Raw genomic sequence first — 16,629 nt, forward strand, 5'->3', positions numbered from 1 at the left:
TCCCCAATCCGATCGGTCAACTCCATCAGTCCCGGCGGTGACCGGGTGCGACACATGTCATTCCCTTGCCACCTGCACCAAAAGCCCCACCGCTGCCGTGATGCGCTTTTGGCAGCATCACATGCAAAACGGACGAGGCTTTCGATTGTCAGGTGATTATGCGGGTTGAAGCCTTACGCGCCATTGATCCACGTCAATATTGGCTCGTAAAACCGCGGAACCCCTCAATCTCAAGACAAAGCTCGCCCGCATTGCGGGACAATTGATTGCTAAGCGTGTTTATGCGCGTTTGGGTCTGTAAAGGTGTTGATACAGGTCAAGGTCAACACGAAATCTTTGCGCCATGATTGCTGAAAATCGTGGGAAGAGTAGCAATCATGTCAACAACCTATCAGGCAAGACCCCTAACACATCACACGGCGGATATGACTTTTCCGCTCGTGCAGATGATGCAGACCGGTCTTACGTTTGAGCGCTGGCGTGAATTTGTTGCCGAATTCTGCACTGATCGCGCCAATAGCATGATCGGGGCCGGATGCGACGATATCCTTTGGCAACGCCCGCGTGGCATCATCGTGATTGCCAATGAACGGGGGTATATCCACGGTCTGTTTTCCTATCAGGTGCGTGACGACATGTCCGAGGGACTTGTCCTGCATGTCGACAACATCATGGCCGTCGAGATTGTTTCACGACCCTATGTGCTTGATGCGATGCGCGACGCGATGAACCGGCTGGTTCTGGATCATCATTGTGCGGCGGTTCATGTTTCGGTCGGTGAAATGGAAGAACGCCTGCGCGACTATTTCAGCGGGGCCGGCTTTGTGCCGCGCAAAATCCGTTATTGTGCCCCGGCTGCCCAGCATTGACGGCGCTGACTTTGGTGGACGATATCCGCTGACACCGTTATAAGGCGGTTATGAACGGTATTCCTTTTGTCAAAATGCATGGTCTGGGAAATGATTTCGTTGTCTTTGACGGACGACGCGATCCCGCCGTGCTTGATCTTGATAACGCAACCGCGGCCCGCATCGCCGACCGCAAAACCGGAGTCGGTTGTGATCAGCTGATCGTGATCGAACCCGCCCGCGATGATCTTGCCGATGCCTTCATGCGCATTCGCAACAATGACGGGGGCGAGGTCCAGGCCTGTGGCAATGCCACGCGCTGTGTGGCGAGCATCGTCATGGGCGAACTTGGCCGCAGGGATGTCATTATCCAGACCGTCGTCGGATTGCTTGATGCCAATGGTCTGGCCGATGGTCGTGTCACCGTCGATATGGGGCAGGTCAAGCTGGACTGGCGCGATATCCCGCTGGGTCAGGCGGTTGATACCAACCATATTCCGCTGTCCTTGGGCGGTTTGTCGGATGCGGTCGGGGTCAATGTCGGCAATCCGCATGCGGTGTTCTTTGTTGACGATGCCGAGTCGATTGATATCGAAAAGCTTGGCCCTGTCCTTGAACATCATGAAATGTTCCCCGAACGGGCCAATATTGAGGTTTGCAGCATCATTGGCGAAGACCGGATTCGCATGCGGGTCTGGGAACGTGGTGTGGGGGTGACGCGGGCCTGTGGTACGGGTGCCTGTGCGGCCGGTGTTGCCGCTGCGCGCCGCGGTTTGACGGGGCGGAAAACCGAAATCATTCTGGATGGTGGTCCGCTGACCATCGAATGGCTGCCCGACGATCATGTTCTGATGACCGGGCCGGTCGCGACCAGTTTCTCGGGCTTTTTGCACGGATCCCTTCTGGGACAGCATTGATTGAATTTCTGGTGCCGACCCGCAGGTAGCCTGATGGGTCGGTATCGTTCTGAATGGTTTCCCCGGTTGCACAATGCCTGTTCGTCGGGCAAAAGGGCGCAAACGGGTTCTTCGTTCAACCCATGTCGGGACGCCCCCTCCCGTCTTCTGTGAAACTCAAAAGCAGGTTCAGATAATGGCTGACTTCAATACGCTTGACGGTGTCAATGTCGCTGGCAAGCGCGTTTTGCTGCGCGCTGATCTTAACGTTCCAATGAAAGACGGCGTTGTGGGTGATACCACCCGCATCGAACGGACGGTTCCGGGGTTGATCGAACTGGCGGATGCCGGTGCGAAACTTGTCGTGATCACCCATTTTGGCCGTCCCAAGGGCGAACGCATTGCTGAAATGTCGCTTAAACCGGTTGCCGATGCGCTGGCCAAGCAGCTTGGGCGTCCGGTGAAATTCGCCGATGATTGCATTGGTGCGGCCGCCGCAGACGTCGTGAACAGCCTTAAGGACGGCGAAATCGCGGTTCTGGAAAACCTTCGTTACCACGCCGCAGAGGAAAAGAACGATCCGGCCTTTGTCGCCGAACTGGCAAAGCTTGGCGACATTTACGTCAATGATGCGTTTTCGTGCGCGCACCGTGCCCATGCCTCGACCGAGGGGCTGGCCCACAAACTTCCGGCCTATGCCGGTCGTCTGATGCAGGCGGAACTTGAAGCCCTTGGCAATGCGCTTGAAGCGCCGAAACATCCGGTGATGGCAATCGTCGGCGGTGCCAAGATTTCAACCAAACTGGATCTGCTTGGCAATCTGGTCGCCAAGGTTGATCAACTGGTGATCGGTGGCGGCATGGCCAATACCTTCCTTGCGGCCAAGGGTGTAAATGTTGGCAAGTCGCTGTGCGAACACGACCTTCTGGCAACGGCGCGCGAAATTTTTGCCAAGGCTAAAGCCGCCAATTGCGAAATCGTTCTGCCGGTCGATGGTCTGGTCGCCAGGGAATTCAAAGCGCATGCCGATCACACCGTATCTGACATCAACGATGTTGATGCCGATGGCATGATCCTTGATGCCGGGCCGAAAACCATTGTCGATCTGAACAAACGTCTCGAGTCCTGTGAAACGCTGGTCTGGAACGGTCCGCTGGGTGCGTTTGAAATTGCACCGTTCGACACGGCAACCGTTTCCGTCGCCCGGCAGGCGGCAAAACTGACCAAGGCTGGTAAACTTCTGTCGGTCGCGGGTGGTGGCGATACGGTTGCGGCCCTGCGTCACGCCGATGCCGATCAGGATTTCTCCTATGTCTCAACTGCGGGCGGTGCCTTCCTTGAATGGCTTGAAGGCAAGGAATTGCCGGGCGTTGCAGCCCTGCGTGGCTGATCCGCAAACTGCTGATTGTTAAATGCAAGACCCCGCCAATCGGCGGGGTCTTGCTGCTGACAAAGCATTCCCAATCATCCGAAATAAACCACGACGGCGGGAATCCCGTCTCTTTCAATGGGCCATGGATTCCGGGTCTGCACTCCGCTTCGCCCGGCATGACGATTTTGATCAACCGCCAAGCCACTCCAGCTCAGACAAAGCCAACCACCCCCCGCTGCCCCCGGTATCGCCAAACGCCACCGACCGGACGGACCACGCCCCGGACCCCGCTACCCCGAACAAACACCCGTCGCTCTCGGTTGACGCCCGAAACGCAACTCACCCCAAGGGCAACAGCGTTGCTGCATGGCAGGCACACGTCCCGCCCATGATGACCGGCCTTTCGGCATCTCCAAACGAATCCATCGGCCCGCTGGCAACCGATCCTGCCAGCCGATCCCCGCCAGCCAATCCCGGCAACCGGGCCAGCCGACCCCGTGCCAATCCAATCCGGGCGCAATTCGGGCCCGCTGATTCTCGGCATTGTCACGCTTCACCGACCGGGCTGAATTGGACCGAACCAAATTGGCCCCGGCTCTCGCTGCCCCGTTCAAACGCCCTTGCCCCAAGGGCACAACTCTCCCGTCATGATAAACCACAGTTTTTCGCAAATATCCGACGGCCTTACGGCCTGATCGCACCACCCCCGTAATGACTTTTCCAAGCGCCATGAAAGTCCCTTTGGCGGTGCCGCCCCCGCCATGTCATCGCGTCAGATCGCTGCCCTGTCATCGTCTCATTCCTGATTTTGCCGCCCGAAACGCAAAAAACCCGCAAAAGCGAATCACGCTTTGCGGGTTTTGTCTCCGGGCCCATTTGTCCTGTTGACTTTATCTTTATGCCACAAGCCAAAGAACAAATCAAGAACTATTTTCCGAAAACCCGGAAAAAGTTCCCGGAAAAAGCTCAGCACGGCAAAAAAGGTATATTTTTTAATACCTTGGGTAAGACCATCCTACTCCGCCGCATCGACTTTCAGAACGCCGCGACGGATCTGGTCTTCTTCGATCTGGCTTTGGTCATCGGTTGATTCGTTCAGCGGAATACGGATTTTGCCGCACGCGATGTGATCGCCCGGGCCCCGCCAATCGGCGGGGTCTTTGTTATCCGGGAAGGCTGTTGTTGGCGGTTTGCGCGATGATTGTGTCGCGGTCCTTCAGGAACGCCGCATATCCGTTATCCATCATCGCACTGGCCAGTTCGATATAGACGGCAAACAGGCGTGACAGGGTGTCGGTTTCTTCCGCATCAAGGATCGCCAGAAGTTCAGCCGACCGGGCCTGCCCGGTTTCAAAATGTTCCCATGCGCGTTCCAGCAGAATGGTGCCGAGGCGGTCCAGTTCGTCATATTTCTTCTGCCCGATGGCATTGCGGATTTCGCCAAGCGTGATATCGGCGGCAATCAGGATTTCGGCTGGTATCGTCACCAGCCTGTCCGGGCCTTTGATATCCTCTGGAAGGTCGCGCAGGATATGCACCACGTAACAGAAAATCGCCATGTCGCGCGCATGATAAAGCGGTGGGTTGGTCAGAGGGGATGTATATCCGATTTCGTTATCGAATCGTGCCGATAGCAGATAAACAAAAATCGATGCCGGGGCGGCGGTTGCCCCCTCGCAATAGGCGATGAAATCGTCCCATTCATCCATCGGGTCTTCGGCAACATCGCGGCGCAATGCATCGGCCAGATCAACCCACGGATCAACTTCCAGGTCGCTTCGGCCCAAAGTCAGACGCAGGGCATCAAATACCTGCTGGCTGAGCGGGCCGCTTTCGGGATGGGGGTTATCGGCATCGATCTTGGCAGCCTGGATTTGCTGCTGCCAGTGATCAATCGCAATCAGGGTGTCTTCGCGGGCATAGTCGCGTTCATGATCGGTCAGTTCAAGGAACCCGTCATCGACAATATCGTCGATCACCCGCATCGATGCATAGGCCGCCAGAAAGAAACGCTGCCGTTCCGGGCCAAGGCGCATGGCCGCACGGTACAGATTGGCATTTTTTGCCGCGGCAAGGTCGTTGCAGGCGGAAAAGGCATCGGCATTCGGCCCGTCTATCGGTGCTGGCATTCTTGTCATGCGGCGTTTCGTCTTTTCCTGATGATCCTTCTAGGAGTCATACAGCCTCGTTCGGGCAGGCAAAAGGGGAATTGAGCATTTCTTAAAAGATCACGGCCAAATTAAGGGGGCCTGATCCTAGAATTCCAGGCGATATCCGGCTGTCAGACCCAGCATCGCGTCAAAGCGATCAAGCGCACCGGTATTCGGATCAGGGGCAAGATCACTGGTCAATCGACCATGTAACCCGATCCAGATATCCTGAAACGGCATATAGGACAGGCTGGCGGCAATGCCCGCATCATCCGTGCCCGAAAGGTTGCCGGGATTGCCCGAAAAGTTATGGCGGTAAAAGCCACCGGGGTGGTGCGTGGGGGTGACATCAAAATCATTGCGTTGGTCGGTGCCAATGCTTTGCCCGATCGGGCCATTCAGTTCGAAAACCGGGCCAAAGGCAAAGCCCAGATCCGGGCGTGGGGCGTAGCCAATTCCGAACTGGGCCGCAATGCCGTTGTTTGTCGTTGGCTGGCTGTCGATTTCAAACCACAGAAGCGATGGGTCACTTTCCCCATCGGTGGATGGATTGTTCAGGACAATGCCGTGATTTCGACGAGGGGCGAAATAATTGCTCATCCCGCCAGGCAGCGCGGGGGGCAGTATTCCGGGGACCAGTGAATTTGGCGAACTGTCAGTCTGGGGCATGCCAATTGTCACACCGGTTTCATCTGGCGTGGCGGGCTGGATCGACTGGGCACGGGCCGCGTGCGAAAAGCCGCCCGTTGTTGCGGCAACGGCAAGAATCGCAACAGACCACGCAATTGGACTTGATACATGCATATCTCGTGTTCCGACAACCTGATCGCAACTGGTGCACATCCCCTTGTGCAAACAAATTCTGGATGTTTCCGGCCCCGGTTTGTCAGTCGGCAAGGAACGCCTTGATGGCTTTTATCTGTTCCTCGTCATTCAAATGGGGTGCATGTCCGCAATTTGCTACAGTTAAAATCGGCATTTCCGGTTTTTGTTCCCGCATTTTTTCGACAATGGCGGGGGGAATCAGATCAGATTTCGCACCGCTGATCAGCATCACCGGGCAAGAAATAGCGTTGAATTGATCCCATGCATCAAAAGAATCAATATGTTCGGCAAAGACGCGCATGACTTCGGGATCATAATGCATCATGAAATTTCCGTTCGGCAGGCGTCGCACCGAGCGCGCGGAAATAAATGACCAGGTAGCTTCGTCGGTGATGCCAAACGGCGCATAGATCAGTTTGACGATTTCTTCGACATCATGGATCGTTTCAAATTCCGGAGTGGCCCCGACATAGGATTTGATCCGTGCGACTGCCGCAGTGTCAAGTTCCGGTCCGATGTCATTTAAAACCAGCTTTTCGATCCATCCGGCGGCTTCGGCGGTCATGGCAAGCCCGATCAACCCGCCCATTGACGTTCCGATCCACTTGCAGCTTGAAATCCTGAAATGTTCAAGCATTTCGAAGGTCTGTGCGACATAGAAGGGCAGGGTATATTCCCGGTCGGGATTCTTGGCCCATCCCGAAAGCCCGCGGCCGATCATGGACGGGCACAGGACGAAATACGCATCAGTGAAATGCGGCGCGACATGATCAAAATCATCGGCCAGTCGCGCCAGACCGTGGCTCATGACAAGGGCTGGTTTTTGGGGATCGCCCCACGTCCTGACATGAATTTCATAGCCGCAACAGGGAATAAAATGGTCACGAAAGGCGGGCATGGGGTGCTCCGTTTGTAATGCCCGCCAATAGAGACTTTAGCGTCGAATTTATGCGTCGCGTTTGCGGGCGATCATGAATAACCGGTTGAATGGAAACAGTGTGACGCCATCATCACGCGGCGGATAGACCTGTTTCAAGCGGGTTTTGTATTTTTCACAAAATGCGGCGCGCGCATCATCATCGGGCAGGGCGGCAAGAACCGGGCGCAAGGCGGTCGATGATGTCCAGTCGAAAACGGGGTCTTCCCCATGCAGGACATGGCAATACTGGGTCTGCCACAGGTCAATGGCATCGCAATCGGCGGACAGGACATCAAAATAGTCGCCCGGTCGCATGATCCGGATTTGCTGGGTCGCCCCGGCAACCGCATCGCGCCATTCAATTCCGGCTTCGCCAATCAACTGATGACTGGGTGCCAGGAAATTGTTCGGCACCTGAATGGCCAACAGCCCGCCGGGACGCAAAAACCGTGTCAGGCGGGGGAACAGTTTGGCATGTTCGGGAATCCATTGCAGGGCGGCATTGGAAAACAGGATATCAACCGGGCTATCCGGTTCCCATTGCGCGATATCGGCCTGTTGCCATTCGATATTCTCGTCGCGCTTGGCGGCTGTTTCCAACATTTCTGCTGAAGAATCGATCCCGACAATCTGGACATCGGGATTTTCCGGTGTGCGATACGCCTGATCAAGCAACGCGGTGATGGATCCGGGCCCGCAGCCAAGATCGACAATGTGAAGTGGCAAAAAGCCATCCGCCGGTTTGGGCAGACGGGCAATCAGGTCTTTTGCCGGGCGGCGACGTTCATCGCCAAAAAGACCGTAACGAACAGGATCCCAGTGTGTATTGCTCATACTCTGATCCATAACGTGCCCGGTCCAGAAAGAAAACCTCAAAGGCGATGTCGACCGATATCTCGGCGGCAGACCTTATTTATGCCCGTCTTTTTCCAGCTGGTCATAATGTCCCTTGATCAGTGCGAACATGAACAGCACCGCGCCAAAGAACAATGCCAGGCCCACAAAATAGGAATATCCATCATGTGATCCCGAAGCATAGAACAGGCCGAAAATCCCCACCACAATCGTCAGAACACCGAAGATCAAGCGATCCGCACCCATCTTAGAACTCCTCTAAACTTCTGATGTATCTTGATTTTCTGCAATCTATCGATTTGAGCGTATTGATCAAGAAATAACGTGGCGTCTTATGCCGTCCCCAAATTTCGAATTCTTTGAGGTACATCACGAAAGATTTCGACAAGTTGCAAATAAACCGGTCTTTTGAACGGTACAATCAGATCGGGCAAAGTTCCGAAATCGGTCCAGCGCCATGCATCAAATTCAGGATGGGGAACATCAATTTTGATATGTTTTTCCTTACCCGTAAAGTGCATGGCAAACCATTTCTGTTTCTGGCCGCGATACTTGCCGCCAAATGCCTTGCCAATCAGGTGATCGGGTAAATCATAGGTCAGCCAGTCGGGCGTTTCGGCAACGATTTCGGCCTTGTCGGTGCCGATTTCTTCGGACAATTCGCGAAGCGCTGCCTGTTCGGCGGTTTCGCCATCATCTATCCCGCCCTGTGGCAATTGCCATGCGCCTTCAAACCCGATCCGGTTGCCGATCCAGACCTGTCCCTCGTCGTTAAAAAGTGCGATCCCGACACAGGGGCGATAAGGCAGGTCTTCTGCGGTCAGCGTTGATTTGTCCGTGCTGCCGGTTTTTATCTTCTGATCCCCGGCCTTCTGATCATCGCTGGCTTTGGCTGCCTTCTTTGATTTGCCGCCCGATTTCTTCGCCATCAATACCCCCTGACAAACCGCATACGGTGGCGGTGTCATCAATTTTCGATTGTTTCACTTTCGCCGTCACCAGTATCGGACGGGGCGGCATCCTTTTGGGCGCGTTCTTCGGCCAATGCGGCGTCACGCCGGGCGGCTTCCGCCTCGTCCGCAGACTGCGGTGTGACCTGCAATTTTGCAAGCGCCGAAACCGGTGCAAGCTGAACGCCCTGGCGGGCAAGTCGTGACGACCAGTTCCGAAGGCGCTGTATGGTCACCGGATAGGATTGCGCAATTCCGACGGCAACGCCGTTGCTTTTTGCCAGTTCGACCAGATCGTTAAGCCGGGCGTCGATTTGTCGGCGACTTGGAATTTCGTCGATCATGATGTTGCCAACGGCATTCGGACTATCGGCATTCGATGCCAATTGCGCGCCAAGGCTCACTGACCCGGAATTGGTACCTTCAACATACATAAGACCGGTCCGGTCGACGAATTCGATCACCGGACGGATGGCGCTATCGAGGCTTCCGAACTTCGACCCAAGATAACTGACGACACCCGCGTAGCCCGGGAACCGTGCGAGCAACCATTCAAGTCGCACAAGGTTTTCCCCTTCCGGCAGGCTGGTCAAAAGCGCGCGCGGACCGGGATCAGATAGCGGGAAGTCGATCGGCTCCATCGGCAACTGCAAGAATATCTCGTGGCCCATGGCGCGCGCATCGGCAGCGACCTGTTGCAGATTGTTGGCATAGGGCGAAAGCGCCAGCGAAATGTTCAGTGGCAAATCTTCGATTGCCGCCTTCGTTCTGGTGCTGTTCAGGCCTATACCGGTCACGATGATCGCGACATAGGGCTGGCCTTCAACCCGTTCGAAGGGCCGTTTATAGGCATCAAACGGCGTCGTGCCATCATCGGCAATCCGCGGAATACGACCGAAACTGCCTTCTTCATCCAGACCAGGAAGCGGAGCCGGGCGCAGGGGATCGGGTTCTATCGGCTGATCAAGTGCGCCTTCTTCGGCAAGGGCGGCGAGTTCTTCCGGGGTTGGTGTTGTCGTGCCATCCACTGCGCCCTCCTGACCGGGGGTGCCAACCAGATCGGAAACGCCTTCAAGCTGTCTGGCGATGTCTTCGGCACTTTGCGGATTGTTGGGATCACTAGCGGCTTTGGCCAGTGCTTCCTGTTCGGCGCGCGTGCGTTCTTCGACGTCGCGCACACCTTTGGCGATTTCTTCCTGAAGCTCGCGCTCGGTCCCGGGAACGGCGACGATGGTTTTGGGTGATCCAAGATGAAACAGCCGCCAGCCGGTTTCAGGATCAAGGATCGGGATAAGTCCGACACCCGCCGCGGAAATCGGGCTTAAAAACAGCGCAATGATCAGGAGTTTTGACAGCCACCAGCGCCGTGATGGCGGATGCTTGGGCAGACGTTCCCACTGAACCTCGATCGGCAGCTCGTTAAAGGGAAGATCCTCGTCCGACAGGGCGTCTGAAACATCATCTGTTTCAGGATTGCCCATGTCATCAAGAGGATCCCGTTCCTTCTTTCGGCCAAACCGTAAGGATTTTATGAGTTTCCTGATCACGAAAGGTCAGTCTCTTTCGGTCTGCGGATCGCACCTCACCCTTGCGGGCGGGGTGCGAACAGGGCGATGCCCCGGATCATATCAAGTGCACGGGACAGCTGATAATCTTCCAGCGCTATTTCCTCGGCAGCATTGCGGCGATCATTGGCATCGCTTTCGGCGTTGCTGATGGTTTCATCCTCGTTGCGCAATGCACCATTCAGATCGGCTTCGGATCGGCGCTGGGCGGCTTCGATGCTTTCGACACGGGCCTGCGGGACAATGATGTCAGGCACGATGCCGACTTCCTGGATCGATTTGCCCGACGGCGTGTAATAGCGTGCCGTGGTCAGACGCAGTGCCACATTGCCGGGCATCGGAAGGATTGTCTGAACCGATCCCTTGCCGAAACTGCGTGTTCCCATGATGACCGCGCGGCGGTGATCCTGAAGGGCACCGGCAACGATTTCGGATGCGGATGCCGAACCGTCATTGATCAGAACGATCATGGGAAGTCCGTCGGCAAGATCGCCCGGACGGGCATTGTAACGTTCGGTATTTTCGGTATCGCGCGGGCGGGTTGATACGATTTCTCCCTTATCAAGGAAGGCGTCCGAAACCGAAATCGCCTGATCGAGCAACCCACCAGGATTGTTGCGCATGTCAATCACAAGGCCCTTGATTTCCGGGCCGATCTGATCGCGCAACTCGGTGATCGCACGTTGCAGGCCGCTAAAGGTCTGCTCGTTGAATTTGGTGATACGGATATATCCGACATCATCCTTTGCTTCGGATCTAACCGACTGGATCTTGATCACGGCCCGGGTCAGGGTGACATCAAACGGTGCGGTTTCACCCTTGCGCATGATGGTCAGGATAATGTCTGTATTGACCTTGCCGCGCATCATTTCAACCGCTTCGTTCAGGCCAAGACCACGGATCGGTTTGCCATCGATATGGGTGATGAAGTCACCGGGTTGCAAACCGGCCTTTTCGGCAGGTGTGTCATAAATCGGGGAAATGACTTTGACAAAGCCTTCTTCCATCGTGACTTCGATACCAAGCCCACCGAATTCACCGCGGGTATCGACCTGCATTTCCTCGAAATTATCCATATTCAGATAGGAGGAATGTGGATCAAGCGATGTCAGCATGCCGTTGATGGCTGCTTCGATCAGCTGCTTGTCATCGACTTCTTCGACATATTTCGATTTCACCTGTTCAAACACATCGCCAAACAGGTTCAGCAGCCGATAGGTTTCGGCTGATGTTGTTGGTGAAGATTGCGCCAGCGCGGGCGAAGCAAGGCCCAAAGTCATGCCGGTAGCGAGTGCGAATACTGCCAATCGAGAGGTTTTCATCCACTTACCTTGCCGTTTTTCGAGGCCAGCCAGGGAAGCGGATTGATCGCTTCACCGTCATGGCGCATCTCCAGATAGAGTTTAGGCGATAATTCACCCATTATTCCAACAGGTTCACCCGCCAACAGATATTGTCCTACCACACTGTCGAGCCGATCAAAACCAGCGATAAGGCTATGGTATCCTTCGCCGTGTTCGATAATCAAGAGGCGGCCATAGCCACGGAAGGGCCCGGCGAATACAACTTTGCCGTCAAAGGGCGATACGACCTGCGCGTTTGGGCGTGTGTCGATCTCGATCCCTTTGGAATGTGTAACCGCCAGTCCGTCCGGTCCGCGGGACCGTTCACCAAACAATGTAACGACCTTTCCGCTTGCGGGCATACGCAATTGTCCGTGTGCCAGCGTGATCGAACTGCCGACAGAAAGCTCTTCATCATTTGCCGATGGCGCCTTGCTGGCAGGGGCTGTTTTTTCCGCAGGGGTGGCGGGCGGCTCGTTTCTGGCAATTGTCGATGGGGCCGGGGCCGGTTTGGGTTCTGTGCGCTTGGCGATCTGGCGTTCCGGTTTCATGCGGGGTTCGGGAACGCCTTCCGCCCGCTTTTTCAGGCTTTCCAGAAGATCGCCCAATGATTTTGCCTCGGTCGCCAGTTCATTGACGGCGCGCGATGCCATTTTGGCCTCGGCCTCGGTTTCCGAACGCAGTTTGCGCTTTTCGTTAAGCAGGGCGGCCAGTGACTGGCGCTCTGCCTGTAATTCTTTGGTGGCGGCTGCCATTTCGCTGCGGCGCGTTCGGATGTCTTCGCGAAGGGTGCCAATTTCTTCAAGCTCGGCGCGCAAATCGCGCGCATGCTGTTCAACACCGGGTAGGGCGGCCTTTAACAGGATGGCTGACCGCAATGTATCCTGCGGGCTGGTCGGAAGGGCGATCACAGCTTCGGGCGGGGTGGTCGACAAACGCTGCAAGGCCATCAGGATGCGGGCATATTGCCCGGCTTTGTCTTCAAGGCTGGTGGCGGCCCGCTTTTCGCGCACTTCAAGTTCGGCAAGCTGATCTTCAAGATCGGTCAGGGTTGTTTCAAGGCGCTGGGCGCGTCTGGCGACCGAAATGGCTTCGGATTGAAGCGCCTGTTCCTCGGTCCAGAGTTCGCGCGATTTACGCGCCAGGAATTCTTCCTGCTTTTGCTGCTCTGACAGCTGGCTTTCAAGTTTATCAAGCTGACTGTCGACCTTGCGTAGCGACTGGGCAAAAGACGGCGCTGCCCCGCCCGCGATCATGGCTGCAATCACAGCCAGCGCAGGCAGGGCGGTCTTGGAACGCAGATCAGTTCGCAAGAAGCGCATCATTCCCTTTCAAACCCTTGATCAACGGTTTGCCGGACATTTCCGCCGGTTGCGGTAGCCCGAGAAGCTGCAACAAAGTCGGTGCCACGTCGGCCAGGCGACCATTTTCCAGTGTCGCGCCTTCGGGTCCATTCACCAGAATGGTCGGCACCAGATTAAGCGTATGCGCGGTGTGCGGCTCGCCGGTTTCCGGATCCACCATCATCTCACAGTTCCCGTGATCGGCGGTAACGAACATCACGCCGCCCACCGATTTAACCGCATCAACAACCTGCCCAAGGCAGGTATCGACCGCTTCGGCGGCCTTGATAGCGGCGGACAAAATGCCGCTATGGCCGACCATGTCGGGGTTGGCAAAGTTCAGAATGATCGCATCATAGGTTTCAGCCCTGATCGCCGCCACCAGCTTTTCGGTCACTTCCGGGGCCGACATTTCCGGCTGCAAATCATAGGTCGCGACCTTGGGCGATGGCACCAGAATACGGTCTTCGCCCTCGAAAACCTGTTCTTCGCCGCCGTTAAAGAAGAAGGACACATGCGGATATTTTTCGGTTTCCGCGATGCGCAACTGCTTCATGCCAGCCCTGGAAACGACTTCACCAAAGATATTTGGCAACACCTGCGGCGGATAGATCGCATCCATATATTTTGCATGGTCGGATGAATATTCAACCATACCGGCCTGCACGGCAAATCTGATCGGGGTGCCACGGTCAAACCCGTCAAAGTCCGGTGCGCAGATCGCGGCCAGAATTTCACGCGCGCGGTCGGCCCGGAAATTGGTCATCAAAAGTCCGTCGCCGTCTTTCATGCCGGCATAATCGCCAATCACGGTCGGCAGAACGAATTCATCCGTGGTGTCGGCATCATAGGCTGCCCGGATTGCGGCTTCGGCACTTTCAGCGGTGCGGCCATCGGCGTAATTCTTGCCCTTTACCATCGTGAAATAGGCTTGGCTGACGCGTTCCCAGCGATTGTCGCGGTCCATGGCGTAATAGCGCCCGGTGACGGTTACGATTTCAACATTGGCATCACCGATCAGTGCGCGGAATTTTTCAAGGAATTTGGCGGCACTTTTGGGGGCGGTATCGCGGCCATCCAGATAGGCATGGATTTTTACCTGCACACCGGCCGATGCGATGATTTTGGCAAGGGCCGCCATATGGGCCTGATGGGAATGCACCCCGCCTTCGGACAGAAGCCCCGCGATATGACAGACACCCCCGCTTTCTTTCAGCTTGGCGATAACCTTTTTGACGGTATCGGTATCGGCGATCGAACCGGTTTTGACAGCCTCGTCAATTTTTGGCAGTTCCTGCATCACAACCCGGCCGGCACCAAGATTCATATGGCCGACTTCGGAATTGCCCATCTGCCCTTCGGGCAGGCCTACATCAAGACCGCAGGCTTTCAGAAAGCCGGTCGGATTGTTGGCATAAAGCGCGTCCCAAACAGGGGTATTGGCCAATGCAACCGCATTGTCCTTGCTTTCCTCGCGATAACCCCAGCCATCCAGAATGCACAGCACCACCGGACGCGGGCGCTTTACGGTATTTGATACAGTCACAATCATAATCCCACGAAGTAAAGTACACGAAATAAGGTAAAAGGCTGAATTACCGGTAAAGATGGTTATTTTCCGGTAATTTTGCCATCCGTACAAAGACGCCGGGCGCGGTGGGTCCGCCATCAGACGCTGCCAATCATAGCATTTTCAACGCGCAATCTATCATGAATGCCGGTATTGAACAGCCTTCCGACCGGGTATTTTTTGTGCGCTTGCAAAGTCGCTTTTTGACAAGGATCATCACCTGCCTGTAATCTCGGGCGTTACGGTGATACCTCGAATAACCGCGATGGGAGAGCCCGCTTTGATCCCGCGATCAGATCGGCGCCGAAGGAGCAATAGCCCCGAAAACTCTCAGGCAGATGGACCGTTGCGGATTGAGGCTCTGGAGAGAGAAAGCGGTACGGGGCCAATGCCCGGCACCATATTTCCACCGAAGGATGAAGCCATGGCGTCAAAGACTTCTTTGTTTTTGGCAACAGGGCGCACAATCTCAGGTCAAGGGACAGAGGGGGCAAGACACCGGTTCTATAACGTCATGTGGCATTGATCCGCATGACAAAGAGCCGTGGGAGGCCCATTTGACCGAAGAAAATAAGCAGCGTCCGCAAGACGTTAATCTTTCCGTTGTCGATCTTTATACCATCGGCATCGGCCCATCGAGTTCGCATACGGTCGGCCCGATGCGCGCGGGCTATCGGTTCTGTCTGGAACTCGAAGCCCGGAATCTTTTGGAAAAAATCGGCTCGGTAATTGTTGATCTTTACGGATCGCTTGCCCTGACCGGCAAGGGCCATGCCACCGATACCGCGGTGATCATGGGGCTTTCGGGGGAACGACCGCGTTCGGTTGATCCCGACCGGATCGCACCGACAATGGATGCGATTGATAAAGATCACGCATTACAGCTTTACGGCGCGCATCCGGTTGCCTTTAACCGTGAAACCAATCTTGTGTTTCACATGACCGAAAGCCTGCCTGAACATCCCAATGGCATGCGGATCACCGCCTTTGACCGTGACGGTGTTGTTCTGCACAAACAGGAATATTTTTCGGTTGGGGGTGGGTTTATCGTCTCGGGCGATGATCGCGGTGCGGAATATTCCGGCGATAACATCACACTGCCTTATCCCTTTTCCTCGGCCGATGAACTGATGGCGATCTGTAAAAAGGAAAAGCTGTCGATTGCCGAAGTCATGGCCGAAAATGAAAAAAGCTGGCGTGAACCTGCCGAGACCGAGGAATTTGTCGACCGCGTGCATCGCGCGATGATGGATTGTATTGAGCGTGGCTGCAAAACCGATGGCATCCTGCCCGGAGGGTTGAATGTCAAACGGCGTGCGCGCAAACTTTACCTTGAACTGACGGAACGGCCAGAAGCGGGGCTTAAGGACCCGTTGACCGTGATCGACTGGGTCAATCTTTATGCTCTTGCGGTTAACGAAGAAAATGCTGCCGGTTCGCGCGTCGTGACCGCCCCGACCAACGGGGCGGCGGGTGTTATTCCGGCCGTGCTGCGCTATTACGAACGGTTCGGGGCCAATGTGACACAGGGCAAAATACGCGAATTCCTGTTAACGGCGGCAGCCATTGGTTCGATCTATAAAAAGCGTGCGTCGATCTCGGCCGCCGAAGTCGGTTGTCAGGGTGAGGTCGGTGTGGCCTGCTCAATGGCGGCAGGCGCGCTTTGTGCCGTCATGGGCGGTACGCCCGAACAGGTTGAAAACGCCGCCGAAATTGGCATGGAACACAACCTTGGCCTGACCTGTGATCCGATTGGCGGTCTGGTGCAGGTACCCTGCATCGAACGCAACACCATGGGGGCGGTCAAGGCGATCAATGCTGCCCGTCTGGCAATGCGAGGTGATGGTCAGCATACCGTGTCACTCGATAAGGTAATCGAAACCATGCGCCAGACCGGCATTGATATGCAAAGCAAATACAAGGAAACCAGTCAGGGCGGGCTGGCGGTCAATGTCAACGTGGTCGAATGTTGAGCTGACAGTTTGAAATACCG

15 protein-coding genes and 2 riboswitches are annotated in these 16,629 nt (G+C 55.6%); of the genes, 5 read left to right on the plus strand and 10 right to left on the minus strand.

What is annotated here, in order from left to right; all coding sequences use genetic code 11:
- The first annotated feature begins 425 nt into the window (after positions 1 to 425).
- The 4 genes from SMB34_RS12700 (at position 426) to SMB34_RS12715 (ending at position 4,206) form a co-directional block, all read left to right on the plus strand.
- The gene (locus SMB34_RS12700; protein ID WP_051682292.1) at positions 426 to 869 is read left to right on the plus strand and encodes a hypothetical protein; all 444 of its coding nucleotides are present in this window, start codon (positions 426 to 428) and stop codon (positions 867 to 869) included.
- Between the two features lie 50 nt (positions 870 to 919).
- On the plus strand, positions 920 to 1,765 hold the full coding sequence (dapF, locus tag SMB34_RS12705) for a diaminopimelate epimerase (protein ID WP_037990506.1): 846 nt from the start codon (positions 920 to 922) through the stop codon (positions 1,763 to 1,765).
- Positions 1,766 to 1,940: 175 nt separating this feature from the next.
- Positions 1,941 to 3,134, plus strand: a complete 1,194-nt coding sequence (locus SMB34_RS12710; RefSeq protein WP_037990507.1) for a phosphoglycerate kinase — start codon at positions 1,941 to 1,943, stop codon at positions 3,132 to 3,134.
- Between the two features lie 790 nt (positions 3,135 to 3,924).
- The gene (locus SMB34_RS12715) at positions 3,925 to 4,206 is read left to right on the plus strand and encodes a hypothetical protein (protein WP_037990509.1); all 282 of its coding nucleotides are present in this window, start codon (positions 3,925 to 3,927) and stop codon (positions 4,204 to 4,206) included.
- 73 nt (positions 4,207 to 4,279) lie between these two features.
- On the opposite strand, the gene SMB34_RS12720 is transcribed toward SMB34_RS12715, so the two are convergent.
- The 10 genes from SMB34_RS12720 to gpmI all read right to left on the minus strand — a co-directional run bounded on the left by SMB34_RS12720 (position 4,280) and on the right by gpmI (position 14,618).
- Entirely contained in the window at positions 4,280 to 5,254 is a 975-nt protein-coding gene (locus SMB34_RS12720; protein ID WP_037990511.1) for a phytoene/squalene synthase family protein, read from the minus strand.
- 117 nt (positions 5,255 to 5,371) lie between these two features.
- Positions 5,372 to 6,070, minus strand: coding sequence for a hypothetical protein (locus SMB34_RS12725; RefSeq protein ID WP_156962679.1), 699 nt, complete (start codon positions 6,068 to 6,070; stop codon positions 5,372 to 5,374).
- 82 nt (positions 6,071 to 6,152) lie between these two features.
- Positions 6,153 to 6,989 (minus strand): alpha/beta fold hydrolase, encoded by an 837-nt coding sequence (locus tag SMB34_RS12730; RefSeq protein ID WP_037990515.1) that lies wholly within the window; start codon positions 6,987 to 6,989, stop codon positions 6,153 to 6,155.
- 48 nt (positions 6,990 to 7,037) lie between these two features.
- Positions 7,038 to 7,844: a methyltransferase domain-containing protein gene (locus SMB34_RS12735; RefSeq protein ID WP_037990517.1), complete on the minus strand. Its 807-nt coding sequence runs from the start codon at positions 7,842 to 7,844 to the stop codon at positions 7,038 to 7,040.
- Between the two features lie 75 nt (positions 7,845 to 7,919).
- The gene (locus tag SMB34_RS12740; RefSeq protein ID WP_007089103.1) at positions 7,920 to 8,111 is read right to left on the minus strand and encodes a hypothetical protein; all 192 of its coding nucleotides are present in this window, start codon (positions 8,109 to 8,111) and stop codon (positions 7,920 to 7,922) included.
- Positions 8,112 to 8,197: 86 nt separating this feature from the next.
- Complete coding sequence (locus SMB34_RS12745; RefSeq protein WP_084716602.1) at positions 8,198 to 8,794, minus strand: RNA pyrophosphohydrolase; 597 nt, start codon at positions 8,792 to 8,794, stop codon at positions 8,198 to 8,200.
- A 38-nt stretch (positions 8,795 to 8,832) separates the two neighbouring features.
- Entirely contained in the window at positions 8,833 to 10,296 is a 1,464-nt protein-coding gene (locus SMB34_RS12750; RefSeq protein ID WP_037990519.1) for a divergent polysaccharide deacetylase family protein, read from the minus strand.
- Positions 10,297 to 10,397: 101 nt separating this feature from the next.
- Complete coding sequence (locus tag SMB34_RS12755) at positions 10,398 to 11,702, minus strand: S41 family peptidase (protein ID WP_037990521.1); 1,305 nt, start codon at positions 11,700 to 11,702, stop codon at positions 10,398 to 10,400.
- Entirely contained in the window at positions 11,699 to 13,048 is a 1,350-nt protein-coding gene (locus SMB34_RS12760; RefSeq protein WP_139328116.1) for a murein hydrolase activator EnvC family protein, read from the minus strand. The genes SMB34_RS12755 and SMB34_RS12760 overlap by 4 nt, the downstream gene beginning before the upstream one ends.
- Positions 13,026 to 14,618, minus strand: coding sequence for a 2,3-bisphosphoglycerate-independent phosphoglycerate mutase (gpmI, locus tag SMB34_RS12765; protein ID WP_037990522.1), 1,593 nt, complete (start codon positions 14,616 to 14,618; stop codon positions 13,026 to 13,028). Before gpmI ends, SMB34_RS12760 begins: the two co-directional genes overlap by 23 nt.
- 274 nt (positions 14,619 to 14,892) lie before the next feature.
- Positions 14,893 to 14,992, plus strand: a riboswitch (glycine riboswitch).
- 3 nt (positions 14,993 to 14,995) lie between these two features.
- A riboswitch (glycine riboswitch) is annotated at positions 14,996 to 15,123 on the plus strand.
- Positions 15,124 to 15,193: 70 nt separating this feature from the next.
- Between gpmI and SMB34_RS12770 the strand changes: the two genes are divergently transcribed.
- Entirely contained in the window at positions 15,194 to 16,609 is a 1,416-nt protein-coding gene (locus tag SMB34_RS12770) for an L-serine ammonia-lyase (protein ID WP_037990523.1), read from the plus strand.
- The last annotated feature ends 20 nt before the right edge of the window (positions 16,610 to 16,629 follow it).

It is taken from the genome of Thalassospira permensis NBRC 106175, assembly GCF_000714555.1.
Lineage (GTDB): Bacteria > Pseudomonadota > Alphaproteobacteria > Rhodospirillales > Thalassospiraceae > Thalassospira > Thalassospira xiamenensis.

Bases quoted from the DNA above. Each gene is read 5' to 3' on its own strand.
- SMB34_RS12700 (WP_051682292.1), top strand. From the start codon at position 426: ATGACTTTTCCGCTCGTGCAGATGATGCAGACCGGTCTTACGTTTGAG.
- dapF (WP_037990506.1), top strand. From the start codon at position 920: ATGAACGGTATTCCTTTTGTCAAAATGCATGGTCTGGGAAATGATTTC.
- SMB34_RS12710 (WP_037990507.1), top strand. From the start codon at position 1,941: ATGGCTGACTTCAATACGCTTGACGGTGTCAATGTCGCTGGCAAGCGC.
- SMB34_RS12720 (WP_037990511.1), bottom strand. From the start codon at position 5,254: ATGACAAGAATGCCAGCACCGATAGACGGGCCGAATGCCGATGCCTTT.
- SMB34_RS12725 (WP_156962679.1), bottom strand. From the start codon at position 6,070: ATGCATGTATCAAGTCCAATTGCGTGGTCTGTTGCGATTCTTGCCGTT.
- SMB34_RS12730 (WP_037990515.1), bottom strand. From the start codon at position 6,989: ATGCCCGCCTTTCGTGACCATTTTATTCCCTGTTGCGGCTATGAAATT.
- SMB34_RS12735 (WP_037990517.1), bottom strand. From the start codon at position 7,844: ATGAGCAATACACACTGGGATCCTGTTCGTTACGGTCTTTTTGGCGAT.
- SMB34_RS12740 (WP_007089103.1), bottom strand. From the start codon at position 8,111: ATGGGTGCGGATCGCTTGATCTTCGGTGTTCTGACGATTGTGGTGGGG.
- SMB34_RS12745 (WP_084716602.1), bottom strand. From the start codon at position 8,794: ATGGCGAAGAAATCGGGCGGCAAATCAAAGAAGGCAGCCAAAGCCAGC.
- SMB34_RS12750 (WP_037990519.1), bottom strand. From the start codon at position 10,296: ATGGGCAATCCTGAAACAGATGATGTTTCAGACGCCCTGTCGGACGAG.
- SMB34_RS12755 (WP_037990521.1), bottom strand. From the start codon at position 11,702: ATGAAAACCTCTCGATTGGCAGTATTCGCACTCGCTACCGGCATGACT.
- SMB34_RS12760 (WP_139328116.1), bottom strand. From the start codon at position 13,048: ATGATGCGCTTCTTGCGAACTGATCTGCGTTCCAAGACCGCCCTGCCT.
- gpmI (WP_037990522.1), bottom strand. From the start codon at position 14,618: ATGATTGTGACTGTATCAAATACCGTAAAGCGCCCGCGTCCGGTGGTG.